Genomic DNA, 24,044 nt, shown 5'->3' on the forward strand with positions numbered 1-24,044 from the left:
TCCTGTGATCCGTCAATGTTCCAGGAGTGCTCATGAATATCCGTACCCGCACCTTGCTGACGCTCGTCCTTCCCGCCCTCATGCTGGCTGGCTGTTCTACGCCGTCGGTGGTGACGTTGCAGGATGGCACCCAGTACATCAGTAAAGACGCGCCGAAAACCCGTACGGCGGACGGTTTCTATGAGTTCACGGACATTTCAGGCAAGCGTGTGCGGCTGCCTGCTGCCGACGTGGCGACCGTCAGGCCTGCCGATTGATTGCCTGAGCGCCAGGCGGTACTGAAGAAAGGCGCTGGGTGGCCGATGACCTCTCCAGAGATTCGAGTCGTACAGGAGAGTGAACATGTCGCTGTCAATCGGACTGCCAGCGCCTGTAGTCAATGTCGGGACCGTTGCATCGAGCGGCGGGGCCTCCGCTGTTTCCGGCGAGCAGGAGCGTGAATCACCCTTGCTGACGCCCGTGCAGCAGACATCGGCTTCGGGTGGCAAGAAGGGTTCCGGCCTGGGCAAGGCCGTCGACACGATGGTCGACCGCCTCGCCGATCTGCATGAGCAACTGCGGCGTCTGCGTCAGGAGCTGAAAGCTGCACTCAGCTCGCCGCAGCCGGATATCGTACGTCTCCCGCGGATCCTCAGCCTGCAACGCCAGATCATGGTGACCAACAGTGATATCCAGCTGGTTTCCGGTCTGTTGGTCAGCACGTTGAGCAGGATGACCCTGCCGGGCGTGCGCGCCACCGCCTGAGAGTAGTTGACAAAATTTGAAACCTTTCCGATAGTGAGCCGATCGCAAACGTTTGCGCCCGTAGAATAATCACAACATCGGAGATGTGTTCATGAAGCTGCCCTTCGCTGGACGCCTGCTGGCTGTCGCGCTGTTCGCCTCTGCCACCACCCTCGCTTCGCTGTCCTCCCTGCCTGCCCAGGCTGCCGACAAACCCAAGGTCGCCCTGGTCATGAAATCCCTGGCCAATGAGTTCTTCCTGACCATGGAAGACGGCGCCAAAGCCTACCAGAAAGAACACGCCGCCGATTTCGACCTGATTTCCAACGGCATCAAGGACGAGTCCGACACCGCCAGCCAGATCCGTATCGTCGAGCAGATGATCGTTTCTCGCGTCGATGCGCTGGTCATCGCGCCCGCCGACTCCAAGGCCCTGGTGCCGGTGATCAAGAAAGCCACCGATGCTGGTATCAAGGTCATCAACATCGACAACCAGCTCGACCCTGCGGTCCTCAAGAGCAAGAACCTCGACGTGCCCTTCGTAGGGCCTGACAACCGCAAGGGTGCGCGTCTGGTCGGCGAATACCTGGCCGCGCAACTGCAGAAGGGTGACGAGGTCGGCATCATCGAAGGCGTTTCCACGACTACCAATGCTCAGCAGCGCACCGCTGGCTTCCAGGATGCCATGCAGGCCGCGGGAATGAAGATCGTTTCCGTGCAGTCTGGCAACTGGGAAATCGACAAGGGCAACGCGGTGGCTTCGGCCATGCTGAACGAGTACCCCAACCTCAAGGCATTGCTGGCCGGCAACGACAGCATGGCCCTGGGTGCGGTGTCCGCCGTACGCGCCGCTGGCAAGGCCGGCAAGGTGAAGATCGTCGGCTACGACAACATCAACGCGATCAAGCCGATGCTCAAGGACGGTCGTGTCCTGGCCACTGCTGACCAGTTTGCCGCCAAGCAGGCGGTGTTCGGCATCGAAGCGGCCCTCAAGTCGCTCAAGGGTGAGCCGCTGGGTGCTGTCGACGGTGTCATCCAGACCCCGGTCGAACTGGTTACCCAGCCCAAGTGAATCCGGAGCATCGCATGTCGGCATCCCCTGAAACCGTGCTGTCCGTGCATGGTGTCGGCAAGACCTACGCCCAGCCGGTGCTGGCGGATGTCGAGCTGAGCCTGCTGCGTGGCGAGGTCCTGGCCCTGACCGGTGAGAATGGCGCGGGCAAGAGCACGCTGTCGAAGATCATCGGTGGCCTGGTGGTGCCTTCCGCCGGGCAGATGACCTACATGGGGCAGGCCTATGCGCCGACCAGTCGCACCGACGCCGAGAAACTCGGCGTGCGGATGGTCATGCAGGAGTTGAACCTGCTGCCGACCCTGACCGTGGCCGAGAACCTGTTTCTCGACAACCTGCCACGGCGGGCCGGCTGGATCGACCGCAAGCGGCTGCGCGCCCAGGCGGTCGAAGCCATGGCGCGGGTCGGCCTCGACAATATCGATCCGGATGCCCTGGTCGGTGAGTTGGGCATCGGTCACCAGCAGATGGTGGAGATCGCCCGCAACCTGATCGGGGATTGCCGGGTGCTGATTCTCGATGAGCCCACCGCCATGCTCACCGCCCGTGAGGTAGAGCTGCTGTTCGAGCAGATCTCCCGGTTGCGGGCGCGGGGCGTGTCGATCATCTACATCTCTCACCGTCTGGAGGAATTGGCTCGCGTGGCCCAGCGTATTGCCGTGCTGCGCGATGGGCGTCTGGTCTGCGTCGAGCCGATGAGCCGCTACAACAGCCAGCAGCTGGTGGCCCTGATGGTCGGTCGTGAGCTGGGCGAGCATCTCGATCTGGGGGTGCGGCCGATTGGTGAAGTGGCCCTGGCGGTGAAGGGCCTTGGTCGGCGTGGCAAGGTCGAGGATGTCTCGCTGCAGGTGCGCAGTGGCGAAATTCTGGGCATCTCCGGCCTGGTAGGTTCTGGACGCACCGAGCTGCTGCGCCTGATCTACGGCGCCGATCGTGCCGACAGCGGCCATGTGGAGGTCGGCCAGCCGTTGCGGCGGGCGAACATCCGCTCTCCCAGCGACGCGGTGCAGCATGGCATCGCCTTGATCAGCGAAGATCGCAAGGGCGAGGGCCTGCTGCTGTCGCAGAGCATCAGTGCCAACGTGGCCCTGGGCAACATGCCCGAGATCGCTCGCTTGCAGGTCATCAGTCCGCAACGTGAACGAGCGCTGGCGCAGCGTCAGGTAGACGCGATGCGCATTCGCTGCAGCGATGCAGACCAGGAAGTCGGTCAACTGTCCGGTGGCAACCAGCAGAAGGTGGTGATCGGCCGCTGGCTGGAGCGCAACTGCCCGGTGATGCTCTTCGATGAGCCGACCCGTGGCATCGACATCGGTGCCAAGTTCGACATCTATACGCTGTTCGGCGAACTGGCCCGTCAGGGCAGGGCGCTGGTGGTGGTGTCCAGCGACCTGCGCGAGCTGATGCTGCTTTGTGACCGAATCGCAGTGCTGTCTGACGGTCGCCTGATCGACACCTTCGAGCGTGACAGCTGGACCCAGGATCAACTGCTGGCGGCTGCGTTCGCCGGCTATCAACAACAGGCTGTTCGGCCCGACCAGGCCGCATCCGGGAATGCCCAATGAACGTTTCCACTGACTCCAAGGCCCTGCCGCAGCCCGTCCGGCGCGGTGGCCAGTATTTCGGCCTGGGTACCTACCTCGGGCTCGCCGGCGCCTTGCTGGCGATGATCGTGCTGTTCTCCCTGCTCAGCGATCACTTTCTCTCCTACCAGACCTTCAGCACCCTGGCCAACCAGATTCCCGACCTGATGGTCCTGGCCGTGGGCATGACCCTGGTGCTGATCATCGGCGGGATCGACCTGTCGGTCGGCTCGGTGCTTGCGCTTGCCGCCTCGGCGGTCAGCGTGGCGATTCTCGGCTGGGGCTGGAGCGTGGTGCCGGCCGCCTTGCTGGGCATGGCCTGCGCCACCCTGGCCGGCGCGGTGACCGGGACCATCACCGTGGCCTGGCGCATTCCTTCGTTCATCGTCTCGCTGGGCGTGCTGGAAATGGCTCGTGGCCTGGCCTACCAGATGACCAATTCGCGCACCGCCTACATTGGCGACTCGTTCGCCTGGCTGTCCGACCCTATCGCCTTTGGCATCGCGCCGTCGTTCCTGATCGCCCTGTTGGTGATCTTCTTCGCCCAGGCGGTGCTGACTCGCACGGTGTTCGGTCGCTACCTGATCGGCATTGGTACCAACGAAGAGGCCGTGCGCCTGGCCGGGATCAACCCCAAGCCGTACAAGGTAGCGGTCTTTGCACTGATGGGCCTGCTTGCCGGGGTCGCCGCGCTGTTCCAGATTTCCCGCCTGGAAGCGGCCGATCCGAACGCCGGTGCCGGCCTGGAGCTGCAGGTGATCGCCGCCGTGGTGATTGGCGGCACCAGCCTGATGGGCGGGCGTGGTTCGATCATCAGTACCTTCTTCGGCGTGCTGATCATTTCGGTCCTGGCGGCCGGCCTGGCGCAGATCGGCGCCAGCGAGCCGACCAAGCGCATCATCACGGGTGCGGTTATCGTCATCGCCGTAGTGCTGGACACTTATCGCAGCCATCGCGCGCGTAAGCAGGGCTGATATGGCGACCATCAAGGACGTGGCCGCGCTTGCGGGTATTTCGTACACCACGGTTTCCCATGTACTGAACAACACGCGGCCGGTCAGTGACGCGGTGCGGCGCAAGGTCGAGGCGGCGATCGCCCAGCTCGACTATGTGCCCAGCGCCGTGGCCCGCTCGCTCAAGGCCAAGGCCACATCGACCATCGGCCTGCTGATTCCCAATGGCATGAACCCTTATTTCGCCGAGCTGGCGCGGGGTATCGAGGATCATTGCGAGCGCAACGGCTTCTGCGTGATCCTCTGCAACTCCGATGACGACCCGCAGAAGCAGCGCGGTTACCTGCGGGTGCTGCTGGAAAAGCGCGTCGACGGGATGATCGTCTCGTCCGTGGACGGCGATGCCGGAATCGCGGGTGGGCTGGCCGGAGTGCGCACGCCCACGGTGATCGTCGACCGCGAGCTGGATGGCGTCGAAGCCGACCTGGTACGTATCGACCACGAGCAGGGCGCCTGGCTGGCGACCCGCCATTTGCTTGCCTTGGGTCACCAGCGCATCGCCTGCATCGCCGGGCCTTCAGGGACACTGGTCTCGAAACTGCGTCTGGCCGGCTTCCAGCGGGCCTTGCAAGAAGCGGGTATCGCCCCGCGGGCCGAATGGATGCTGCATTGCGAGTTCACCAGCCCGGCTGGTTATCAGGTGGCCACGGCCTTGCTGGAAGGCGAGCGGCCGACGGCGGTGTTCAGCGGTAACGACATGATCGGCATCGGTGTCCTGCGTGCTGCCGCCGAGCGGGGTATTCAGGTGCCGCGTGAGCTGTCGGTGATCGGTTTCGACGACATCCAGCTCAGCCGCTTCGTCTACCCGGCGCTCACCACCGTGGGCCAGTCGATCACGCAACTTGGCGAAGCGGCGGCCGAACGCTTGCTGCGCCGCATTGCCAACCCCGCGACACCGGTCGAGAAACTGCTGGTTGGTCCCAGCGTTGTAGTCCGTGAGTCCACGGCCCCGCCGCCGCAGGGCTGAGGCAGCCGGGTTTTCCAACATTAGACAAGAGGCTCAGGCCGTAGATCATGCAAGCAAAGGTAGTGGTAATAGGCAGCCTGAACATGGACCTGGTGATTCGCGCGCCGCGTCTGCCGCGCCCTGGGGAAACCCTGGTGGGTGAATCCTTGGTGACCGTGCCTGGTGGCAAGGGCGCCAACCAGGCAGTGGCGGTGGCACGCCTGGGCAGTCCGGTAGCGATGATCGGTTGTGTTGGCGACGATGCCTATGGCGAGCAGTTGCGCGCCGGCCTGTTGGACGAGGCCATCGACTGCAGTGGTGTGCAGACAGTCAAGGGCATCAATAGCGGCATCGCATCGATTCTGGTCGACGACCATAGTCAGAACGCCATCGTCATCGTGGCGGGCGCCAACGGCCAGCTTTCGCCGGCTTCGGTGCAAGCGCTGGATGCGCTGCTGCTGGACGCGCAGGTGGTCGTCTGCCAGCTTGAAGTGCCGTTGCCGACCGTCGAGTACAGCCTGCGACGTGCGCGCGAGCTGGGCTGCACGGTGATCCTCAATCCGGCCCCGGCCGAGGCGCCCTTGCCAGCGCACTGGTATGCGCTGGTCGACTACCTGATTCCCAACGAGAGTGAAGCCCGGGCGCTGACCGGGGTGGCGGTGGACTCGCCCGGCACGGCACAGATTGCGGCCCGCGCACTGTGCGAGGCAGGCGTGCAGAACGTCATCGTGACCCTGGGCAGTCAGGGCGTGCTGTGGATGGGGCCGGACGGTGTCGAGCATCGGCCGGCCTATGCGGTGCAGGCCGTGGATACCACGGCCGCCGGCGACACCCTGGTGGGCGGCTTCGCTGCGGCGCTGGCGCGTGGCCAGGCGCCTGGTGAAGCGCTGCGTCTGGCTCAGGCGGCTGCGGCGCTGTCGGTGACCCGTCAGGGCGCGCAGCCTTCGATTCCCATGCTTGCCGACGTCGAGAGGTTGATGACGCCATGAAGAAGACCCCTTTGCTCAACATCGCTCTGTCGCGAGTGATCGCCTCTCTGGGGCATGGCGATGTATTGATGATCGTAGATGCCGGCATGCCGATACCGCCGGGTGTCGAGCTGATCGACCTGGCGCTGACGCGTGGGGTGCCGGACTTCGTCGCTGTGCTGGATGTGGTGCTGAGCGAAATGCAGGTTGAAAGCCACGTGCTGGCTCGCGAGATGATCGATTTCAAGCCCCCGGCCTTGCATGCGCTGGAAACCTTGCAGGGTGACGGTCATCTGGGCAGCCAGTCCTGGGTCAGTCACGAGGAATTGAAAACACTGAGTGCGCGGGCCAAGGCCATCGTGCGCACCGGAGAATGCCAGCCCTACAGCAATGTGGCGCTGGTGGCAGGTGTGGTTTTCTAGCGGTTGCATGAAGCGGGCTGGCGTGGGGCATCGTGCCTGGCATCGGCACGCTTCGGATGAAGTCTGGTTCTGATGAGGGAGTTTCACATGGCAGGGAAATCGTGGTTCGGCAAGCTGATCGGGGGAGTGCTGGTGATGAGTCTATTGGGCGCGGGTAGCGTGCAGGCCGCTGAACGGCGCGACCTGATCATCGATACCGACCCGGGCGCCGACGACGTGGTGGCGCTGCTGCTGGCGCTGGCGTCACCCGAAGAACTCAACGTGCTGGCCATCACCACCGTTGCTGGCAATGTGCGTCTCGACAAGACTTCACGCAATGCTCGCCTGGCTCGCGAATGGGCCGGGCGTGAGGAGGTGCCGGTGTATGCCGGTGCACCGCGGCCGCTGGTGCGCCCGCCAATCTATGCCGAGAACGTGCACGGCCAGGAAGGTTTGCCGGGTGTGCCGGTGCACGAGCCGGCCAAGGGCCTGGCCGAGGGTAACGCGGTCGACTACCTGATTCGTACGCTGAGCAAGGCTGAGCCGCACAGCATCACCATCGCCATGCTCGGGCCGCAGACCAACCTGGCCCTGGCATTGACCCAGGCCCCGGAAATCACCCGTGGCATCAAGGAAGTGGTGGTCATGGGTGGTGCGCACTTCAATGGCGGCAACATCACCCCGGTGGCCGAATTCAACCTGTTCGCCGACCCGCATGCTGCGCAGGTGGTGTTGGCCAGTGGTGTCAAGCTGACCTATATCCCGCTGGACGTCACGCACAAGATTCTCACCAGCGAGCAACGCATCGCTCGTCTGGCGGCCCTGGGCAATCGGGCCGGCAAGCTGGTGAAGGATATTCTCGATGAGTACGTCAAGCTCGACATGGAACACTACGGGCTGCCGGGCGGGCCGGTGCATGACGCCAGTGTGATGGCCTGGCTGCTCAAGCCTGAGCTGTTTTCCGGCCGCAGCATCAACCTGGCGATCGACAGTCGTGAAGGTCTGGGTTTCGGGCAGACCGTCGCCGATTGGTATGGCACCCTCAAGCAGCCGGAAAACGTTTTCTGGGTCGAGAACGGTGACGCCCAAGGTTTTTTTGACCTGCTGACCGAACGTCTGGCACGCCTGAAGTGAAAGTCGGCGTCAGGCCTCTACGGCTGGCACTGCGTAGCGGCTCAGGACCTGGCTGATGAACGCCTGGGCATTCTCGGTGCCCAGCTCCTTGATCAGCAGGTCGATGGCGATGATCGCCAGCTCTTCTGCGGTGCCGGGGCTGTGGGCGGAGTGCCCCTCGGACCAGCGCGCCTTGATGTCCGATTCGATGGAGACGATTGCCATATCTGTGGTGTCCTGTGCTGTGCGTCATCGGGCGTGAATCGCGGTTGGCGTGCGATTCAGCCTGCCCATGTGGGCGGTTTGCCCGGTACGCCTGGCGTCCGGTGCTTTTTCATAGTGGGCAGTAAACCACTGCCGGGGCTGTTTGGCACTTCGACTTAGGCATCGGTCAATGCTGGCGATAAACCTTTTGTCACCATTTAGCGGCCCTCCCGGCCTGTTCGCTGAGGCAGACTCCCGCTCCGCAGGCGTCAATCTGCAACCAATGCGCGTGCGCGCGGTCGCAGAAGGTCTGATCCTGTTCATCGGTAAAGGAGGCTGTAATGCCCTGGAAAATCGCAACACTTGGTTTCATCGCAGTGACATTCCTGCTGGCAGGCTGCAGCACGACCTCGGACTCATCGGCTGATACTTCGCGCTCCGCCTCGGCTGCCACTTCTGCGGCAGGCGATGGCCGTTGCGATGCCAGTGGTGCACAGGCCGCAGTCGGCAGGCAGGCATCCATGGACCTGCTCAACCAGGTACGTAGCCAGTCAGGCGCCCAGGACGCGCGGATTCTCGGGCCCAATGACATGGTGACCCTCGAGTACCGGTCCGACCGCGTGAACGTCAATACCGACGCCACCGGCAAGGTGATTCGCGTCAACTGCGGTTGATGGTTGCTGCGTCAGGCGCACCAATAAAAAACCCCGTGGTTGAGCCACGGGGTTTTTCATGCCTGAGCAGAGTCAGACAGGGGTGACTTCTTCTGCCTGCATGCCCTTCTGGCCGCGTGCGGCAACGAACGATACGGTCTGTCCTTCCTTCAGGCTCTTGAAGCCTTCTGCCTTGATCGCTTTGAAGTGTACGAACAGATCGTCACCGCCACCTTGAGGGGTGATGAAGCCGTAGCCCTTCTCATCGTTGAACCACTTGACAGTGCCGGTTTGGCGATTGGACATGGTGAATCTCCAGGAACATGAATTTCGATAACGTGCTGCTCAGGCCAACTGGGCACACGAACCCATGATAGTCCAAACGCGTGAAAAGGAAGTGATTTCGTTCGTCACCTCCGCTACCCCCGAATGACCGGGGATAGAGGAGGGGGGGAGGCGAGTCAGCGCTTCTTGGCGACGCAGTTCTGTGCCACGAGCTGGCGCAGCTTTTCGGTCAATGCCGGGTCTGGGGCCACTGACGCGTTGTTCAGGGCAGCAATCTCCTTGTCGGTGAAGTTGCCGTCCACTTGCTGGGCGCCGCAATCGCAGTGGGCCTTGGCCGCTTTTTCATCCAGCTTCTGCTCTTTGGCAGCAGCCACGCACTGCTGGGTGAAGGTGGTGCGGGTTGCGTTGTCCATGGCAGCCTGAGCACCGAACGGGGCGGTCAAGGCGATACAGGCAAGGAAGGCGGACCGGCTTGGAAACTTCATGGTGTTCTCCTTGAACGAGGCATTTCTAACGGTTGGGAGTAGTTTCAGACGGTCTGCTTGCGTGACGGTTCAGCCTGGCGGGCAAAAAACGCTCTATTTTCAATTGCCTCGCGTGTGTGCAGCGTTGGCTGTGCTAGGATGCACGTCCTGTTGCGGCCGGTGCCCTGAAAGGCACGGCGCAGACGGATGCTGTTCACCATCCAGTTATCGGGTTCGGTCCAGGTTGGCCAGAAGGCTCCTGCCACTGTGAGGCAGGCTCACCACCGAATCGCTACTGGCTCATCCCAACCCACGTGACCTTTGGTAGGGGTCACCACTAGGAGAGGAGGCGCCATGCCCATCATCACTCTTCCCGACGGCAGTCAACGCTCTTTCGATAATCCGGTGTCGGTTGCCGACGTCGCGGCTTCTATCGGCGCCGGTCTGGCCAAGGCCACCGTGGCCGGCAAGGTCGACGGCAAGCTGGTCGACGCCTGCGACCTGATCAGCCACGACGCCAGCCTGCAGATCATCACCCCCAAGGATCAGGAAGGCCTGGAGATCATCCGCCATTCCTGCGCGCACCTGGTCGGTCATGCGGTCAAGCAACTGTACCCGACTGCCAAGATGGTGATCGGTCCGGTCATCGACGAAGGTTTCTACTACGACATCGCCTACGAGCGTCCTTTCACCCCGGATGACCTGGCCGCGATCGAGCAGCGCATGCAGCAGCTGATCGACAAGGACTATGACGTCATCAAGAAGGTGACGCCGCGCGCCGAAGTCATCGAAGTGTTCTCGGCTCGCCAGGAAGACTACAAGCTGCGTCTGGTCGAAGACATGCCGGACGAGCAGGCCATGGGTCTGTACTACCACGAAGAATACGTCGACATGTGCCGTGGCCCGCACGTGCCGAACACTCGTTTCCTCAAGGCATTCAAGCTGACCAAGCTGTCCGGCGCCTACTGGCGCGGCGATGCCAAGAACGAGCAGCTGCAGCGTGTCTACGGCACCGCCTGGGCTGACAAGAAGCAACTGGCCGCCTACATCCAGCGTATCGAGGAAGCCGAGAAGCGCGACCATCGCAAGATCGGCAAGCGCCTGGGCCTGTTCCACACCCAGGAAGAAGCTCCGGGCATGGTGTTCTGGCATCCGCAGGGCTGGACCCTGTATCAGGCCCTCGAGCAGTACATGCGCAAGGTGCAGCGTGACCACGGCTACCTGGAGATCAAGACTCCGCAGGTCGTCGATCGCTCGCTCTGGGAGAAATCCGGGCACTGGGCCAACTACGCCGACAACATGTTCACCACCGAGTCGGAAAGCCGCGACTACGCCATCAAGCCGATGAACTGCCCATGCCACGTGCAGGTGTTCAATCAGGGCCTGAAGAGCTACCGCGAGCTGCCGATGCGCCTGGCCGAGTTCGGTGCCTGCCACCGTAACGAGCCGTCCGGCGCCCTGCACGGCATCATGCGCGTGCGTGGTTTCACTCAGGACGATGCGCACATCTTCTGCACCGAAGAGCAGATGCAGTCCGAGTCGGCCGACTTCATCAAGCTGACCCTCGACGTATATGCCGACTTCGGCTTCAAGGACATCGAACTCAAGCTGTCCACTCGTCCGGAAAAACGCGTAGGTTCCGACGAACTGTGGGATCGCGCCGAAGGTGCGCTGGCCGCAGCGCTGGACAGCGCCGGCCTGCCGTACCAACTGCAGCCGGGCGAGGGCGCTTTCTACGGTCCGAAGATCGAGTTCTCGCTGAAGGACTGCCTGGGCCGTGTCTGGCAGTGCGGGACCCTGCAGCTGGACTTCAACCTGCCCGTGCGTCTGGGCGCCGAGTACGTGTCCGAAGACAACGGCCGCAAGCATCCGGTGATGCTGCACCGCGCGATCCTCGGCTCGTTCGAGCGCTTCATCGGCATCCTGATCGAGCACTACGAAGGGTCGTTCCCGGCCTGGCTGGCGCCGACCCAGGCGGTGATCATGAACATCACCGACAAGCAGGCCGATTTTGCCCAGCAGGTGGAAAAAACCCTGCTCGAAAGCGGATTCCGTGCCAAGTCCGACTTGAGAAATGAGAAAATCGGCTTTAAAATCCGCGAGCATACTTTGCTCAAGGTTCCCTATCTCCTCGTCATCGGAGATCGGGAAGTCGAAACGCAAACTGTCGCTGTGCGCACCCGCGAAGGCGCCGACCTAGGTTCGATGCCGGTCGCCCAATTCGCTGAATTCCTTGCGCAAGCGGTTTCCCGGCGTGGTCGCCAAGATTCGGAGTAATTATTATTAAGCGTGATATGAGACAGGATAAACGAACTGCACCAAAGGCCCCGATCAATGAGAATATCTCGGCGCGCGAGGTTCGGTTAATTGGCGCTGATGGCGAGCAGATTGGCATCGTCTCTATTGATGAAGCGCTTCGTATCGCCGATGAGGCGAAACTGGACCTGGTAGAAATTTCTGCTGACGCTGTGCCACCGGTTTGCCGGATCATGGATTACGGCAAATCGCTCTTCGAAAAGAAGAAGCAGATTGCTGCGGCGAAGAAGAACCAGAAGCAGATCCAGGTTAAAGAAATCAAGTTTCGTCCAGGGACGGAGGAAGGGGATTACCAGGTAAAACTACGCAACCTGGTACGTTTCCTTAGTGACGGGGACAGGGCCAAGGTTTCCTTGCGATTCCGCGGCCGTGAGATGGCTCACCAGGAGCTGGGTATGGAACTGTTGAAGCGGGTCGAAGCCGACCTTGCCGAATACGGTGCCGTCGAACAGCATCCGAAGATGGAAGGACGCCAGCTTATCATGGTCATCGCCCCGAAAAAGAAGAAGTAACCACCAGGGCACGGCAGGCCTTGCGGTTATGTTTATCAATTGAATGCGGAGTATCCGAACATGCCAAAGATGAAAACCAAAAGCGGTGCAGCCAAGCGGTTTCTGAAAACCGCCAACGGCATCAAGCACAAACACGCTTTCAAGAGCCACATCCTGACCAAAATGTCGACCAAGCGTAAGCGTCAACTGCGCGGTGCCAGCCTGCTGCACCCGTCTGACGTCCAGAAAGTCGAGCGCATGCTGCGCCTGCGTTAATTTTGATCAAGATTAAGAGGAAGTAACTCATGGCTCGTGTAAAGCGTGGCGTCATTGCCCGTAAGCGTCACAAAAAGATTCTGAAACTTGCTAAAGGCTACTACGGTGCGCGTTCGCGCGTATTCCGCGTCGCCAAGCAAGCGGTTATCAAGGCAGGCCAATACGCCTACCGCGACCGCCGTCAGAAGAAGCGTCAGTTCCGCGCTCTGTGGATCGCCCGTATCAACGCTGGTGCTCGTAACAACGGTCTGTCCTACAGCCGTCTGATCGCCGGTCTGAAAAAGGCCTCCATCGAGATCGACCGCAAGGTGCTGGCTGATCTGGCAGTGAACGAAAAAGCGGCGTTTGCTGCGATTGTCGAGAAAGCTAAAGCCTCCTTGGCCTAAGTCCCCGACAGTCACCAGCCCTGGATTCCAGGGCCGGTATTGAACGTCATAAATAGGGGAAGAGCCTGAGCTCTTCCCCTATTTCGTATCTGGAGTCTGTACATGGAAAACCTGGACGCGCTGGTCTCCCAAGCTCTTGAAGCTGTGCAAAGCGCCGAAGACATCAATGCCCTGGAGCAAATCCGGGTTCACTACCTCGGCAAGAAAGGCGAGCTGACTCAGGTGATGAAGACCCTGGGCAACCTGCCTGCAGAAGAGCGCCCCAAGGTCGGCGCCCTGATCAACGATGCCAAGGAACGTGTCACAGAGGTTCTCAATGCCCGCAAGGCGTCGTTCGAGGAAGCGGAACTGTCTGCCAAGCTCGCCGCCGAATGCATTGACGTGACCCTGCCGGGCCGCGGCCAGACCACTGGTGGTCTGCATCCGATCACCCGCACTCTGGAACGTATCGAGCAGTTCTTTACCCACATTGGCTACGGCATCGCCGAAGGCCCGGAAGTCGAAGACGACTACCACAATTTCGAGGCGCTCAACATCCCTGGTCATCACCCGGCCCGGTCGATGCATGACACCTTCTATTTCGACGCCAGCATGTTGCTGCGCACCCACACCTCGCCGGTGCAGGTGCGGACCATGGAGTCGCAGCGTCCACCCATCCGTATTGTCTGCCCGGGCCGTGTGTACCGCAGCGACTCGGATATCACCCACTCGCCGATGTTCCACCAGATCGAAGGCCTGCTGGTTGACCGCGACATCAATTTCGCCGACCTGAAAGGCACCATCGAGGAATTCCTGCGGGTGTTTTTCGAGAAAGAGCTGGCGGTGCGTTTCCGTCCGTCCTACTTCCCGTTCACCGAGCCGTCCGCTGAAGTCGACATGGAATGCGTGATGTGCAGCGGCAAGGGCTGCCGCGTGTGCAAGCAGACCGGCTGGCTGGAAGTGATGGGCTGCGGCATGGTGCACCCGAACGTGCTGCGCATGTCCGGTATCGACCCCGAAGAGTTCCAGGGCTTTGCCTTCGGCATGGGGGTCGAGCGCCTGGCCATGCTGCGTTACGGCGTCAACGATCTGCGCCTGTTCTTCGACAACGATCTGCGCTTCCTCGCGCAATTTCGCTAGTCGTCAACGAATCATTAGGAGAGCAGGATGAAATTCAGTGAACAATGGCTGCGTGGCTGGGTAAGCCCGCAGGTCTCCCGTGACGAGCTGGTGGCCCGTCTGTCGATGGCCGGTCTGGAAGTCGACAGCGTGGCGCTGGTCGCGGGTGTTTTCTCGGGTGTCATGGTCGGTGAGGTGTTGAGCACCGAACAGCACCCCGATGCCGACAAGCTGCGCGTCTGCCAGGTGAGCAGCGGCAGCGAGACTTTTCAGGTAGTGTGTGGCGCGCCCAACGTGCGCCCCGGCCTGAAGATCCCTTTCGCCATGATCGGCGCTCAACTGCCGGGCGATTTCAAGATCAAGAAGGCCAAGCTGCGCGGCGTAGAGTCCAACGGCATGCTGTGCTCGGCGGCCGAGCTGGAGCTGGGCGAGGGTAACGACGGCCTGCTGGAACTGGCTGCCGACGCTCCGGTAGGTGAAGACCTGCGCGTCTACCTGCAGCTGGACGATGCCAGCATCGAAGTCGACCTGACCCCCAACCGCGGCGACTGCCTCTCGGTGGCCGGCCTGGCCCGTGAAGTCGGTGCGCTGTACAACGTACCGGTCACTCGTGTGCAGGTGCCCGCGGTTGTCGTCAGCCACGATGAGGTCCGTCCGGTCGAAGTGCTGGCTCCCAATGCCTGCCCCCGCTACCTGGGCCGAGTGATCCGCAACGTCGACCTGTCGCGTCCGACCCCGTTGTGGATGGTCGAGCGTCTGCGTCGTTCGGATATTCGCAGTATCGATGCGGCTGTAGACATCACCAACTACGTGATGCTCGAGCTGGGTCAGCCGCTGCATGCCTTCGATCTGGCCGTAATCAATGGCGGCATCCGTGTGCGCATGGCCGAGGAGGGCGAGAAGCTGGTCCTGCTCGATGGCCAGGAAGTCACCCTGCGGGCCGATACCCTGGTCATCGCCGATCACCAGCGCGCCCTGGCCATCGCTGGCGTAATGGGCGGTGAGCACAGTGGCGTGACCGCCAAGACCCAGGACATCTTCCTGGAAAGCGCTTTCTTCGACACCATCGCTGTGGCTGGCAAGGCCCGATCCTACGGTCTGCATACCGATGCCTCGCACCGTTACGAGCGCGGTGTCGACTCGCAACTGGCTCGTGAAGCCATGGAGCGCGCCACCGGCCTGCTGCTGGAAATCACCGGCGGTGAGGCGGGGCCTATCGTTGAAGTGGCCAGCGAGCAGCACTTGCCTGCGGTCGCGCCCATTACCTTGCGCGCTGCACGTATCGAGCAGATGCTGGGCCTGGCGATCGAGCCCTCCGAGGTCGAGCGCCTGCTCGGCGGCCTGGGGCTGACGCCAAGCCGTGAAGCTGAAGGCCAATGGCGCGTCGAAGTGCCAAGCCATCGCTTCGATATCAGCCTGGAAATCGACCTGATCGAAGAACTGGCTCGCCTGTATGGCTACAACCGCTTGCCGGTCCGCTACCCGCAAGCGCGCCTGGCGCCACAGGCCAAGGCCGAAGCGCGCGGGGACCTGCCTGAGCTGCGCCGCCTGCTGGTCGCACGTGGCTTCCAGGAAGCGATCACCTACAGCTTCATCGATCCAAAATGGTTCGAGCTGTTCAGTCCGGGCGTCAAGCCGCTGCTGCTGGCCAACCCGATCTCCAACGACATGGCGGCCATGCGCTCGTCGCTGTGGCCAGGTCTGGTCAAGGCACTGCAGCACAACCTGAACCGTCAGCAGGACCGCGTACGGCTGTTCGAGAGTGGCCTGCGTTTCCTTGGTCAGCTCGATGGCCTCAAGCAGGAGCCGATGCTCGCTGGCGTGGTGTGCGGCAGCCGCCTGCCGGAAGGCTGGGCACAAGGTCGCGACGCGGTGGACTTTTTCGACGTCAAGGCTGATGTGGAAGCGGTACTGGGCTTCGCTGGCGCATTGGAGGTCTTCACCTTCAAGGCGGGCAGGCATCCGGCCCTGCATCCTGGCCAGACCGCGCTGATCGAGCGTGATGGTCGCGAAGTGGGTTACCTCGGCGCCCTGCATCCCGAACTGGCCAAGACCCTCGGCCTCGACCGCCCGGTGTTCGTCTTCGAGCTGCTCCTGGCTGAAGTGGCCGAAGGCCGTCTGCCGAAGTTCAGCGAACTCTCGCGCTTCCCTGAAGTGCGCCGCGACCTGGCCCTGCTGGCCGATCGTGATGTTCCTGCCAGCGACGTGCTGAACGTGATTCGTGAAAATGCCGGCGAGTGGCTCACTGATCTTCGGCTGTTCGATGTCTACCAAGGTAAAGGCATTGATCCACATAGAAAAAGCCTTGCCGTCGGCTTGACCTGGCAGCATCCATCGCGCACTCTTAATGACGATGAGGTCAACGCAACGACGCTTGCAATCCTCACCTCGCTCGAGGAGAGGTTAAACACCACGTTAAGGAAGTGACGTATGGGGGCTCTGACGAAAGCTGAGATGGCCGAACGTCTCTATGAAGAGCTAGGCCTGAACAAACGCGAAGCCAAGGAATTGGTGGAGCTGTTTTTCGAGGAAATCAGGCACGCTCTGGAAGACAACGAGCAAGTCAAACTGTCCGGTTTCGGCAATTTCGACTTGCGCGACAAGCGCCAGAGACCGGGCCGCAACCCGAAAACCGGGGAAGAAATCCCGATTACGGCTCGCCGTGTAGTCACCTTTCGTCCAGGGCAGAAACTGAAAGCCCGAGTTGAAGCTTATGCTGGAACCAAGCCATAACGATGAGCTGCCGCCCATTCCGGGCAAACGCTACTTCACCATTGGTGAAGTCAGCGAGCTTTGTGCGGTAAAACCGCACGTTCTGCGCTATTGGGAACAGGAGTTTCCTCAGCTCAACCCCGTCAAGCGGCGCGGCAATCGCCGGTATTATCAGCGCCAGGACGTGCTGATGATCCGGCAGATTCGTGGTCTGCTATACGATCAGGGCTTCACCATTGGCGGGGCGCGCCTGCGCCTCACCAGCGGCGAACCCAAGGACGATACCCAGGAATACAAGCAGATGATCCGGCAGATGATTGCCGAGCTGGAAGACGTGCTGGTCTTGCTCAAGTCCTGAGCAGGAAAATCATAAAATGCTTCCATAATTCAAAAGCTTAGGGTATATTCCTCACCACTTCCGCAGTAGTGGAAGAGCTTCACCACCGGAGTCGGGGCGTAGCGCAGCCCGGTAGCGCACTTGCATGGGGTGCAAGGGGTCGAGTGTTCGAATCACTCCGTCCCGACCATTATTTTCAATGACTTAGCCACCTTCGGGTGGCTTTTTCATTTTCGGGCATAGTGACTTTTCGAGTGACTTCGCCTTTTCATCACCCAATTCTCCTCTTCAAAATTGTCAGCACCGGCCCGCGTGAATCCGTGGCCGAGACTTTGCTTGCCGCTTCGATCAGCTGGCCGATCTCGGCGCCCGAGTAGTGACTGGTCACGATGCCGTTCTTGTGGCCCAAGAACGCCTTTCGATCCTCTTCGTTTGTACCTGCCACCCTGAGCCGATGATCTGTGGATCGCCGAGCGTTGTATGGGAAAACCCATTCTTCGCTGATCCCGCGCAGCTGGTCCTGGAGCCGCCGGACAACGCTGTTCAAGATCATCAGCCCGACAGCTTGTAGCCGAAGTACGACTTTTGGGCTTCTTCGTCTAGCGTGCCTCGACATCCTTTGCCGCTCCTTGGCGGGTTTTCACTCGACAAGCGCTGGTCGATGGTTCGCGACTTCCTGCTTTTCAGCTCGGCAAAGTGCTGGCCGCCCAGGCGCTCAAGTAGGTGGACCATGTGCTCGTCGGAGCGGTTGAACAGTTGCTGCAAGACCAGCAGGTGCGTTACATGAGCGCTGTCAGGTATGTAGGCCTACACCCCCTTTGCGCGACTTGGGCGTGGCACCCAGCGGTCGATTTACTCGGTCATAAGACGGAAGTCGACAGGTTTGTTGGCGGTGCCAGCGGATCGCCCAAGCTGCAGAGTTTCGCTTCAGGGGCGCGAGGGAGTATGTGTTGTTGATCAAGGCCGGAGGTCCGGCCCTACGCCGTTTCTGACTAGGCCTAGGAGTAGGCTTCGGGAGCGTTCAGAATGTGGAGCATCTTCCATCGGCGGAGTGCGCCGCGTCTACGATAAGGTCTATATGCAGTTGGCGGATTCTAGGAGAGACATGATAGGCGCCGTCGTCGTTGTGACGAAGGTAGATACGCTTGCACGTTCGGCACCGCCAGACAGTACTCTGATTATAAGGGTAGAAGCGAGGAGCAATGGGTGCTGAGCTTGACCAGTAATTGGTATCTTCGGGGTGGTGCTCTTCTAGAGTCGACTCTTCACAGGCATAACGAGCTAAAGTTCCTAGTCGCTCAAAATCTTCCTCGTGATAACCTAATGGCCATGCTGACCAACCTTGAAGATTTTTTTGGGAGCAATAGCAGTCTTGCGTGATGAGACTTGCAAGAGCAGCCAGCTTACGAAGGCACTGAAAGTCTAAAAAACCACTTGGGGTTAAAGTTTCGTCTGCTAAAGATGGCGAGTTTACTGTGGCTGCGGTCATTGACTTAGACATGGTCTCTCCGATGTTAAGCTCTTAAACTGCCCGTGGGTGCAGAGTTGTTGTTCGGTAGTTGGAGTTCGGTTTGTGTTATTAATCCGTTTACGGATTATTTACCTATTGCTGCGTATTTTAATTTGATGTTTGCCCTGCGTGTAGTGTTCTTGGGATCTTAAACTGTTATTGATTGATTTTCAACTTGGGTAATGCATATTGCAAGATTTTAGGCATGGTGTGTATGGGTAACTGAGAACAAGCAAAAACCAACAATAGCGTCGGTGAAATCGACATGCCTAAAACTGACCATAGAAGACCCACGTTCCGATTGCCTGCTGTCAGTCCGATAGTTGCTTTGATGTTTAATGGGCCTGGGAAAATTAGGCCGCAGCCCAGTTGCATGGAAAAATTTATAGCATAAACTAGCAAGATGATAAAAATTACGTGTTCTGGGTTGTCGATAATTAATGCCTGCATTCCCGCCATGGTGCCAATTGCAAAAATGAACAGCGCAGTTATAACAATTCCGTCGATGGCCAATCCATGTTGGCTGACGAAGTTCAATGCCAGTTTCCTGATTAATAAAGCGGCGCCTTCTGCGGTGCCTATTAGAATGGCCAAACGAAGTGCCAGTTCGGTGGGATCAATGATGATATCTGAGTCACCCTTGAATATATATAATATCAATGGGGCAGTGATGGGGATTATCATCATCGAACACAGTGTCGAAACTAAGGCGACGGATGGATCAAGCTTTAACATGCGCGCAACTGCGGAGTTACCACTTGCGGGAGGAGCTGCAACGGCTAAAGCAACGGCCAACGCCAGCTCTTCGTTACCGCTCAATAACTTGATGATCCAGCCCAGAATGTAGGGGCATGCAACAACGAAAATGATAGGAAACACGACGGATATATGAATATTTTTTGATGCTTCTATCATCTTTTTATTGTCAACCCGCAGCAGGGTTCCTAGCACAAAAATAAAAACCATGATAGGCATCATCGGCCGCAAATAGACGGCTAATCCAGGAAGAAAAATCCCCATACAGCAGCCAAGCGCAAGAACAGTAGGGCCTTTCTTAGTGATCCAATACAAAAGGGTTAACATTTAATAAGTCCTGAAATGCCTCCCGGAGGGAGGCATAGTATTTATCGGGAAAAAGTCAGTTCCGGCGTGGTGAGGGGTGGGGGGGAATTTCTTGATTGATGCACCACCAGCTGACCGTCTATAAGAACTGCCGTAATGCTTGGCAGGTCCCCGATTGCTAAGCTCTTAAGAACCGTACTCTCACTGCCTCCGAGTGGGGCAGAGCAGACAACTAAGTCTGCTTCTTTGCCGATGTCGATTATTCCACAATTTAAATTACGGACTTTAGCAGTATTTCCAGTTGCAAAGCATATAGCTTTTTCTGGTGAGACGTCTCCGAAGCTGCTGAGCAGAGCAACCGTTCGCAACATTCCCATCGCGGGCACACCACATCCGGCGGGAGCGTCCGTACCAATGACGATCCTGTCTAGTTGATTGAGCTCTCTTGCATAATTCAAAGTCAAAATCGCTGCAAATTCATTTCCATTGTGAACAATTTCAAGAGCGCTTAAACACCCTTCGCAAAGGCATTGGATCTGATCGCGCGGCAGTGCTGTATAGCCGCCATTTACATGGCCGATAATATCTGGATTGATCTCTAGAACTTCCTCGGCACCCATCCTTTTTGAAGCTGCAATAGAAGGGCCTCCAGTGTGTGTAATCGAGGTAAGCCCATGCTTCTTAGCGATTTTTACCAGTTCTGCGGCTTTGCTTGCAGACTTTACTGGCCCGATTCCAACTTCGCCTAGTTGTGTGATGCCTTGTTCAGCCAGTTCACGAAAATCGCTATCTGTAAATTCTTCATTTAGCAATGGAGCGCCGGCGATCATTTTTACGCCCGACGGCCGTACAGCTGTGAAGGATTGCTTGGCTACCAAGGCCATAGCTTTCGCTCCAAGTCGATCCGTTGGAAGTCCAGGTACATGAACCTCGCCGGCAGATATCATTGTGGTGACACCACCTTGGAGGCTGTGCCAGATCCAGTTGTGGTTTCCTGATCGGGGGCTGTATTCGCCCAATGTGGGGTGAGTATGGTTGTCTATCAGGCCGGGCATTACTGTGGATTGATTAGCATCAATGAGTAAGTCTGCACCTGATATGTCTAAGTCCCTTGAGTATCCTATCTGTGTTATTAAACCGTCGAGACAGATTATAGTGTCTGCGTCGAGAATAGGGTCTTGCAGGTTTCCAGAAAGAATCGTTTGAATATTGGTGATGACAGACTTGTAGCGAGTAGTCATTTAGAAGCCCTGTCCCCGATGAGATTTTGAGTTTATTTTTTCGCGGGTGGAACTGGGGTCGTATATTCTGTCGCCGTGTCTATAGAAATCTCTAAAATTCCATAGATTGTTGGTCAGAAAAACTCGTTGAACCCAGCGGTAGGGAGACCCATTCTCATCATGAGAGGGTGAAAACCTCTGTCGCGAATGCAGGGTGAAGCGGTTATTTATGTAAATCAGCATGCCCGGTTGAATATCGATCGCTACTGATACCTGTCTGATACTTTCATATAGCGCTCGGTATGCTCGTTTTGCAGCATGGTCAACCGGAATTACCATGTCCGGATAAAATGCCACTGTTACTCTCGGGTAGTCCAGCGAGCCAGTCAAAATGGGGTGTAATTTGATATTGCTTCTGTGATCTTCATCTTTTCGCCAGCGGTAAGGCTGTCTAATGATAAAGCTATTGGAATAGAGTGTAGCTATTTCGTCATCGGAGAGAAGCTTCAATGCTTCGCGAGCATCAGCAACATATGTCTTGGGTCCTGCAATTTGCGGATCTGATCTAACACCTAGGAGCAGCAGTCCTAATGGGGACGTGTCGCCGTTTTCATGATACGCGAGGGCAGCGTTCTCGATGTGGAAGTCCAGCTCTACTTCTGAGCCTATGCCAGTATATTCAGCCTTGGTATCCGGGTGGGGTACCAGATTGTTTACAATTTTTTGCCCTTCAAAATGAATTGAATAAGGCTCAGCTATGACGGCGCCGAATCCCATTATTATATTTTCAGATAAATATCCATCTTTGTATTGGAGGCTGTCAGCATCGTTCAAAGGGCTTCCATGTACTACATCGATAGGCAGGTTTTCAAATAACGCAAATGAGGCGTCGTCATGCTTTAGCTTTTCTAGGCGGGAAAGTAACCTCTGGGGGAATGCTTGATAAGCTGCGCTGCGAATTTCTAACAGATATTCACTGCTGCCATTCGGGTCGTATGGGATTCTTGAAAATCGAGTTTTTACTATTTTTGCTTCTTCGGCAGTCAAGCGAAAGGAATAAGTATTTTCCATAATACTGTTCATTTTCTATTTTGTCTTTTGTCGTTGTGTGCAGCGTGGTTAAAGTGAGGATTAGCCAAGAAGTTTGTCTGTATAGGCTCCAGTGAAATCCTCTAATTTAAAGTTTCCATCTACGTCATACGGGTTGCCCTCCTTATCGCTTGCGATACGCTTCAGGTGATGTTTTCGGTAAAGTCTGAGTAGATCGAGAAAGTTCAAAGCGCTTTCGCGTAGATAAGCGGTATGGCACTGACTGACTTGAGAACTCATTTCTTGCAAAATGCGACGCTCTAGCTCGGGCAGAAAGTACCAAGGGCATGTGGGAAATGAATGATGAGCGTTGTGATAGCCAAAATTCAGGATCAATAGATTCAGATAGGTGTGTTTTCGAGCGACGGGGATGGAAAAGGTATTGAGGATTTCAAAGTGCTTGTCGCTTTTGTTGGCGCTCGGCTCATCCAGTTGTATTTGCTCGAAGGAGTGTTGAAAGCAGTCGACGAAACGCACTACATGAATTCTGATGAGCGAGGCGATCTGCCAGGCAATGAGGGCCGGGAGGCAGTAAACAATGCCCAGTGCGTAGCCTGAGACGTAGAGGAGGGTAGCGATTACCGCACGGCCTTTCTCCTGTCGCGTTCCGCTTTTTAGGGTGGCGCCTATGCCATACAACTTGATGAGGTAGTAGAAGCCAGGAACGTAGATGCGCTCAAGGTATTCCATGACCTGGTAGGCGCGAGGGTGGTCGCTTTTGAACTGCCTGATGTCGAAGCCTACCAGGTCGACCTTGTCGGCGTGGTGGCGGTTGTGGAGATGCTGGTATTCCTCAAAGGATGAAAAGCTCAGTCCGTTGATGAACGAGACAAACTCGCCCAGCAAGGCGTTGGTTTTCTTTGACTTGAAAGCGCAGTTATGAGCGTACTCGTGTCCTAAATACCAAGCCCAGATCTTACCCATCGTGATCAGTGGGATACCTATTAGCAGCCATACAAGGGATGCCGATGAGCAATAGATACCTGCCACGATCAGTAGCGCAGTGAGTAAAGGCATTAAAACCGAGAGTGTTTTGTTTCTTTTCTTGGCAATGGCAATAAGGTCTTTTCTGAGTGCGGGGTTTTTCAAAGCATTCAGATACAGGTCTGCATAGGCGGACGACATAGAACTACCTACTTTAAGGTTCTATAATTTATATTCTTTCAATGAGTTTTTACGGGTGCCAGAACCCTGCTTCTTCGCGTGGCGGCTGATGGCTGCGATAGTGTGCAAGGGCTTTTACGTTTCGCATAGGTCGGATGACATTGCACTTTTTATAAAAGGCAGCAACAATCAAGGATTGATGTCAATGTGCAATTTTATGCAGGGCGAGTGTTGCAAATGCTTTCTGCATTTGTCAAATTACTTTATCTAATCTAGCGTTAGATAATTTTGATTTTTATTTGGCTTTATAGGGCTGCTCTAAGATGTTATCGCCGGATTTGTACGCATGATTTTCAGAGCTTGCAGACAGGCGCTTCGGGGAAATGCCAAGAGAGGAGGGAATACATTTCTACCTGGGCGTGACAAGTAGCGTTCAGCTATGGACGCTTCCAGGCGAAGGCGTAGCCATAGCGAACGCATCTGTTGGTTCTACTTCTTCATGGCCAGCGGGGTCGATTCCACGATTTCCGAACTGCTGCTCGCCACGGGCTGAATGCTACCAGCCTCGCCCTTGTAGCCGATCAGTGCGACACCTGTGATGCACAGGAGAACGCCGCATACGTTCAAAACCGACAAGCCTTCTTTCAGAAAGACCACGCCGATGAAGCCCAGAGCGATATTGATGGCAACACCGGTCACGATATTACCTGTGCTGAGGTCCCAGCCGCTTCGATACATGAGCAGGAAGCCGATCTCCATCATCAGGATGCACCCCGCGATACCGACCTGAATCCAGCTCATTTGCTTGAGGCTGGCCAGTAGGGTGCCATTGCCGATGAAAAATGGCAGCATCAGAGACGAGAGGATAACGATCGCGACGTAGATGCCTAAGATGGATACCAGCGGGTTCACATTTTCCGGAATCTTCTTCATCAGCAGGTGATAGCCGACCGTTCCGAGAATGGCTGTAAGGGCTGAAGCGTAGAAAATAAAATATTCTTTTTCTTGCATTTTAATG

General features: G+C 57.8%; 29 protein-coding genes and 1 tRNA gene. 20 read left to right on the forward strand and 10 right to left on the reverse strand.

What is annotated here, in order from left to right:
- Positions 1–32: 32 nt before the first annotated feature.
- The 9 genes from QZ497_RS21305 (at position 33) to QZ497_RS21345 (ending at position 7,840) form a co-directional block, all read left to right on the forward strand.
- Positions 33–257 (forward strand): YgdI/YgdR family lipoprotein, encoded by a 225-nt coding sequence (locus tag QZ497_RS21305; RefSeq protein ID WP_295479302.1) that lies wholly within the window; start codon positions 33–35, stop codon positions 255–257.
- Positions 258–342: 85 nt separating this feature from the next.
- The gene (locus QZ497_RS21310) at positions 343–744 is read left to right on the forward strand and encodes a hypothetical protein (RefSeq protein WP_295479304.1); all 402 of its coding nucleotides are present in this window, start codon (positions 343–345) and stop codon (positions 742–744) included.
- Between the two features lie 91 nt (positions 745–835).
- Complete coding sequence (locus tag QZ497_RS21315) at positions 836–1,795, forward strand: sugar ABC transporter substrate-binding protein (RefSeq protein WP_295479307.1); 960 nt, start codon at positions 836–838, stop codon at positions 1,793–1,795.
- A gap of 14 nt (positions 1,796–1,809) precedes the next feature.
- A complete protein-coding gene (locus QZ497_RS21320; RefSeq protein ID WP_295479311.1) occupies positions 1,810–3,360 on the forward strand; it encodes a sugar ABC transporter ATP-binding protein in 1,551 nt (516 codons plus the stop codon).
- Complete coding sequence (locus tag QZ497_RS21325) at positions 3,357–4,352, forward strand: ABC transporter permease (protein WP_295479315.1); 996 nt, start codon at positions 3,357–3,359, stop codon at positions 4,350–4,352. The genes QZ497_RS21320 and QZ497_RS21325 overlap by 4 nt, the downstream gene beginning before the upstream one ends.
- A 1-nt stretch (position 4,353) precedes the next feature.
- Positions 4,354–5,358, forward strand: a complete 1,005-nt coding sequence (locus QZ497_RS21330) for a LacI family DNA-binding transcriptional regulator (protein ID WP_295479319.1) — start codon at positions 4,354–4,356, stop codon at positions 5,356–5,358.
- Positions 5,359–5,405: 47 nt separating this feature from the next.
- A complete protein-coding gene (rbsK, locus tag QZ497_RS21335) occupies positions 5,406–6,326 on the forward strand; it encodes a ribokinase (protein ID WP_295479322.1) in 921 nt (306 codons plus the stop codon).
- Positions 6,323–6,727, forward strand: a complete 405-nt coding sequence (gene rbsD, locus QZ497_RS21340; protein ID WP_295479327.1) for a D-ribose pyranase — start codon at positions 6,323–6,325, stop codon at positions 6,725–6,727. The genes rbsK and rbsD overlap by 4 nt, the downstream gene beginning before the upstream one ends.
- 87 nt (positions 6,728–6,814) lie before the next feature.
- The gene (locus QZ497_RS21345; RefSeq protein WP_295479330.1) at positions 6,815–7,840 is read left to right on the forward strand and encodes a nucleoside hydrolase; all 1,026 of its coding nucleotides are present in this window, start codon (positions 6,815–6,817) and stop codon (positions 7,838–7,840) included.
- Between the two features lie 9 nt (positions 7,841–7,849).
- Here the strand turns inward: QZ497_RS21345 and QZ497_RS21350 are convergent, their stop codons facing one another.
- Positions 7,850–8,044 carry a hypothetical protein gene (locus tag QZ497_RS21350; protein WP_295479333.1) on the reverse strand — a complete coding sequence of 65 codons (195 nt, stop codon included), beginning with the start codon at positions 8,042–8,044 and terminating at the stop codon, positions 7,850–7,852.
- A 169-nt stretch (positions 8,045–8,213) separates the two neighbouring features.
- Between QZ497_RS21350 and QZ497_RS21355 the strand changes: the two genes are divergently transcribed.
- Together QZ497_RS21355 and QZ497_RS21360 are read left to right on the forward strand one after the other, a co-directional pair.
- Entirely contained in the window at positions 8,214–8,450 is a 237-nt protein-coding gene (locus QZ497_RS21355; protein WP_295479462.1) for a hypothetical protein, read from the forward strand.
- Positions 8,365–8,697 carry an I78 family peptidase inhibitor gene (locus QZ497_RS21360; protein ID WP_295479336.1) on the forward strand — a complete coding sequence of 111 codons (333 nt, stop codon included), beginning with the start codon at positions 8,365–8,367 and terminating at the stop codon, positions 8,695–8,697. Before QZ497_RS21355 ends, QZ497_RS21360 begins: the two co-directional genes overlap by 86 nt.
- Before the next feature lie 72 nt (positions 8,698–8,769).
- Here the strand turns inward: QZ497_RS21360 and QZ497_RS21365 are convergent, their stop codons facing one another.
- Positions 8,770–8,982 carry a cold-shock protein gene (locus tag QZ497_RS21365; protein WP_295479339.1) on the reverse strand — a complete coding sequence of 71 codons (213 nt, stop codon included), beginning with the start codon at positions 8,980–8,982 and terminating at the stop codon, positions 8,770–8,772.
- Between the two features lie 155 nt (positions 8,983–9,137).
- A complete protein-coding gene (locus QZ497_RS21370; RefSeq protein WP_295479343.1) occupies positions 9,138–9,446 on the reverse strand; it encodes a hypothetical protein in 309 nt (102 codons plus the stop codon).
- Positions 9,447–9,779: 333 nt separating this feature from the next.
- Here QZ497_RS21370 and thrS point away from each other — a divergent pair, with 333 nt between their 5' ends.
- The 9 genes from thrS to QZ497_RS21415 all read left to right on the forward strand — a co-directional run bounded on the left by thrS (position 9,780) and on the right by QZ497_RS21415 (position 17,231).
- Entirely contained in the window at positions 9,780–11,702 is a 1,923-nt protein-coding gene (gene thrS / locus QZ497_RS21375) for a threonine--tRNA ligase (protein ID WP_295479346.1), read from the forward strand.
- Positions 11,702–12,253: a translation initiation factor IF-3 gene (gene infC / locus QZ497_RS21380; protein ID WP_295479458.1), complete on the forward strand. Its 552-nt coding sequence runs from the start codon at positions 11,702–11,704 to the stop codon at positions 12,251–12,253. The genes thrS and infC overlap by 1 nt, the downstream gene beginning before the upstream one ends.
- A gap of 60 nt (positions 12,254–12,313) precedes the next feature.
- Complete coding sequence (rpmI, locus tag QZ497_RS21385; protein ID WP_045490380.1) at positions 12,314–12,508, forward strand: 50S ribosomal protein L35; 195 nt, start codon at positions 12,314–12,316, stop codon at positions 12,506–12,508.
- Between the two features lie 29 nt (positions 12,509–12,537).
- Positions 12,538–12,894 carry a 50S ribosomal protein L20 gene (gene rplT, locus QZ497_RS21390; protein WP_295479351.1) on the forward strand — a complete coding sequence of 119 codons (357 nt, stop codon included), beginning with the start codon at positions 12,538–12,540 and terminating at the stop codon, positions 12,892–12,894.
- 102 nt (positions 12,895–12,996) lie between these two features.
- Positions 12,997–14,013 carry a phenylalanine--tRNA ligase subunit alpha gene (gene pheS, locus QZ497_RS21395; RefSeq protein WP_295479354.1) on the forward strand — a complete coding sequence of 339 codons (1,017 nt, stop codon included), beginning with the start codon at positions 12,997–12,999 and terminating at the stop codon, positions 14,011–14,013.
- Between the two features lie 27 nt (positions 14,014–14,040).
- On the forward strand, positions 14,041–16,419 hold the full coding sequence (gene pheT / locus QZ497_RS21400; protein ID WP_295479357.1) for a phenylalanine--tRNA ligase subunit beta: 2,379 nt from the start codon (positions 14,041–14,043) through the stop codon (positions 16,417–16,419).
- 3 nt (positions 16,420–16,422) lie between these two features.
- Positions 16,423–16,725 (forward strand): integration host factor subunit alpha, encoded by a 303-nt coding sequence (gene ihfA / locus QZ497_RS21405; RefSeq protein ID WP_009394049.1) that lies wholly within the window; start codon positions 16,423–16,425, stop codon positions 16,723–16,725.
- On the forward strand, positions 16,706–17,062 hold the full coding sequence (locus QZ497_RS21410; RefSeq protein ID WP_295479365.1) for a MerR family transcriptional regulator: 357 nt from the start codon (positions 16,706–16,708) through the stop codon (positions 17,060–17,062). Before ihfA ends, QZ497_RS21410 begins: the two co-directional genes overlap by 20 nt.
- 92 nt (positions 17,063–17,154) lie before the next feature.
- Positions 17,155–17,231, forward strand: a tRNA-Pro gene (locus tag QZ497_RS21415).
- An 81-nt stretch (positions 17,232–17,312) separates the two neighbouring features.
- Here the strand turns inward: QZ497_RS21415 and QZ497_RS21420 are convergent.
- The 7 genes from QZ497_RS21420 to QZ497_RS21450 all read right to left on the reverse strand — a co-directional run bounded on the left by QZ497_RS21420 (position 17,313) and on the right by QZ497_RS21450 (position 24,037).
- A complete protein-coding gene (locus QZ497_RS21420) occupies positions 17,313–17,594 on the reverse strand; it encodes a hypothetical protein (RefSeq protein WP_295479369.1) in 282 nt (93 codons plus the stop codon).
- Positions 17,594–17,806: a hypothetical protein gene (locus QZ497_RS21425; RefSeq protein ID WP_295479372.1), complete on the reverse strand. Its 213-nt coding sequence runs from the start codon at positions 17,804–17,806 to the stop codon at positions 17,594–17,596. Before QZ497_RS21425 ends, QZ497_RS21420 begins: the two co-directional genes overlap by 1 nt.
- Positions 17,807–18,707: 901 nt before the next feature.
- On the reverse strand, positions 18,708–19,634 hold the full coding sequence (locus QZ497_RS21430; RefSeq protein ID WP_295479374.1) for a hypothetical protein: 927 nt from the start codon (positions 19,632–19,634) through the stop codon (positions 18,708–18,710).
- 41 nt (positions 19,635–19,675) lie between these two features.
- Entirely contained in the window at positions 19,676–20,854 is a 1,179-nt protein-coding gene (locus QZ497_RS21435) for an amidohydrolase family protein (protein WP_295479378.1), read from the reverse strand.
- Positions 20,855–21,904 (reverse strand): TauD/TfdA family dioxygenase, encoded by a 1,050-nt coding sequence (locus tag QZ497_RS21440; RefSeq protein ID WP_295479381.1) that lies wholly within the window; start codon positions 21,902–21,904, stop codon positions 20,855–20,857.
- Between the two features lie 60 nt (positions 21,905–21,964).
- A complete protein-coding gene (locus QZ497_RS21445) occupies positions 21,965–23,047 on the reverse strand; it encodes a fatty acid desaturase (protein WP_295479384.1) in 1,083 nt (360 codons plus the stop codon).
- 468 nt (positions 23,048–23,515) lie between these two features.
- Complete coding sequence (locus QZ497_RS21450; RefSeq protein ID WP_295479386.1) at positions 23,516–24,037, reverse strand: hypothetical protein; 522 nt, start codon at positions 24,035–24,037, stop codon at positions 23,516–23,518.
- Between the last annotated feature and the right edge of the window lie 7 nt (positions 24,038–24,044).

The organism is uncultured Pseudomonas sp. (assembly GCF_913777995.1).
GTDB lineage: Bacteria > Pseudomonadota > Gammaproteobacteria > Pseudomonadales > Pseudomonadaceae > Aquipseudomonas.

Excerpts from the sequence above, each read along its gene's own strand:
- QZ497_RS21305 (WP_295479302.1), top strand. The coding sequence starts at position 33 with ATGAATATCCGTACCCGCACCTTGCTGACGCTCGTCCTTCCCGCCCTC.
- QZ497_RS21310 (WP_295479304.1), top strand. The coding sequence starts at position 343 with ATGTCGCTGTCAATCGGACTGCCAGCGCCTGTAGTCAATGTCGGGACC.
- QZ497_RS21315 (WP_295479307.1), top strand. The coding sequence starts at position 836 with ATGAAGCTGCCCTTCGCTGGACGCCTGCTGGCTGTCGCGCTGTTCGCC.
- QZ497_RS21320 (WP_295479311.1), top strand. The coding sequence starts at position 1,810 with ATGTCGGCATCCCCTGAAACCGTGCTGTCCGTGCATGGTGTCGGCAAG.
- QZ497_RS21325 (WP_295479315.1), top strand. The coding sequence starts at position 3,357 with ATGAACGTTTCCACTGACTCCAAGGCCCTGCCGCAGCCCGTCCGGCGC.
- QZ497_RS21330 (WP_295479319.1), top strand. The coding sequence starts at position 4,354 with ATGGCGACCATCAAGGACGTGGCCGCGCTTGCGGGTATTTCGTACACC.
- rbsK (WP_295479322.1), top strand. The coding sequence starts at position 5,406 with ATGCAAGCAAAGGTAGTGGTAATAGGCAGCCTGAACATGGACCTGGTG.
- rbsD (WP_295479327.1), top strand. The coding sequence starts at position 6,323 with ATGAAGAAGACCCCTTTGCTCAACATCGCTCTGTCGCGAGTGATCGCC.
- QZ497_RS21345 (WP_295479330.1), top strand. The coding sequence starts at position 6,815 with ATGGCAGGGAAATCGTGGTTCGGCAAGCTGATCGGGGGAGTGCTGGTG.
- QZ497_RS21350 (WP_295479333.1), bottom strand. The coding sequence starts at position 8,044 with ATGGCAATCGTCTCCATCGAATCGGACATCAAGGCGCGCTGGTCCGAG.
- QZ497_RS21355 (WP_295479462.1), top strand. The coding sequence starts at position 8,214 with ATGCTGGCGATAAACCTTTTGTCACCATTTAGCGGCCCTCCCGGCCTG.
- QZ497_RS21360 (WP_295479336.1), top strand. The coding sequence starts at position 8,365 with ATGCCCTGGAAAATCGCAACACTTGGTTTCATCGCAGTGACATTCCTG.
- QZ497_RS21365 (WP_295479339.1), bottom strand. The coding sequence starts at position 8,982 with ATGTCCAATCGCCAAACCGGCACTGTCAAGTGGTTCAACGATGAGAAG.
- QZ497_RS21370 (WP_295479343.1), bottom strand. The coding sequence starts at position 9,446 with ATGAAGTTTCCAAGCCGGTCCGCCTTCCTTGCCTGTATCGCCTTGACC.
- thrS (WP_295479346.1), top strand. The coding sequence starts at position 9,780 with ATGCCCATCATCACTCTTCCCGACGGCAGTCAACGCTCTTTCGATAAT.
- rpmI (WP_045490380.1), top strand. The coding sequence starts at position 12,314 with ATGCCAAAGATGAAAACCAAAAGCGGTGCAGCCAAGCGGTTTCTGAAA.
- rplT (WP_295479351.1), top strand. The coding sequence starts at position 12,538 with ATGGCTCGTGTAAAGCGTGGCGTCATTGCCCGTAAGCGTCACAAAAAG.
- pheS (WP_295479354.1), top strand. The coding sequence starts at position 12,997 with ATGGAAAACCTGGACGCGCTGGTCTCCCAAGCTCTTGAAGCTGTGCAA.
- pheT (WP_295479357.1), top strand. The coding sequence starts at position 14,041 with ATGAAATTCAGTGAACAATGGCTGCGTGGCTGGGTAAGCCCGCAGGTC.
- ihfA (WP_009394049.1), top strand. The coding sequence starts at position 16,423 with ATGGGGGCTCTGACGAAAGCTGAGATGGCCGAACGTCTCTATGAAGAG.
- QZ497_RS21410 (WP_295479365.1), top strand. The coding sequence starts at position 16,706 with ATGCTGGAACCAAGCCATAACGATGAGCTGCCGCCCATTCCGGGCAAA.
- QZ497_RS21420 (WP_295479369.1), bottom strand. The coding sequence starts at position 17,594 with ATGATCTTGAACAGCGTTGTCCGGCGGCTCCAGGACCAGCTGCGCGGG.
- QZ497_RS21430 (WP_295479374.1), bottom strand. The coding sequence starts at position 19,634 with ATGTTAACCCTTTTGTATTGGATCACTAAGAAAGGCCCTACTGTTCTT.
- QZ497_RS21435 (WP_295479378.1), bottom strand. The coding sequence starts at position 20,854 with ATGACTACTCGCTACAAGTCTGTCATCACCAATATTCAAACGATTCTT.
- QZ497_RS21440 (WP_295479381.1), bottom strand. The coding sequence starts at position 21,904 with ATGGAAAATACTTATTCCTTTCGCTTGACTGCCGAAGAAGCAAAAATA.
- QZ497_RS21445 (WP_295479384.1), bottom strand. The coding sequence starts at position 23,047 with ATGTCGTCCGCCTATGCAGACCTGTATCTGAATGCTTTGAAAAACCCC.
- QZ497_RS21450 (WP_295479386.1), bottom strand. The coding sequence starts at position 24,037 with ATGCAAGAAAAAGAATATTTTATTTTCTACGCTTCAGCCCTTACAGCC.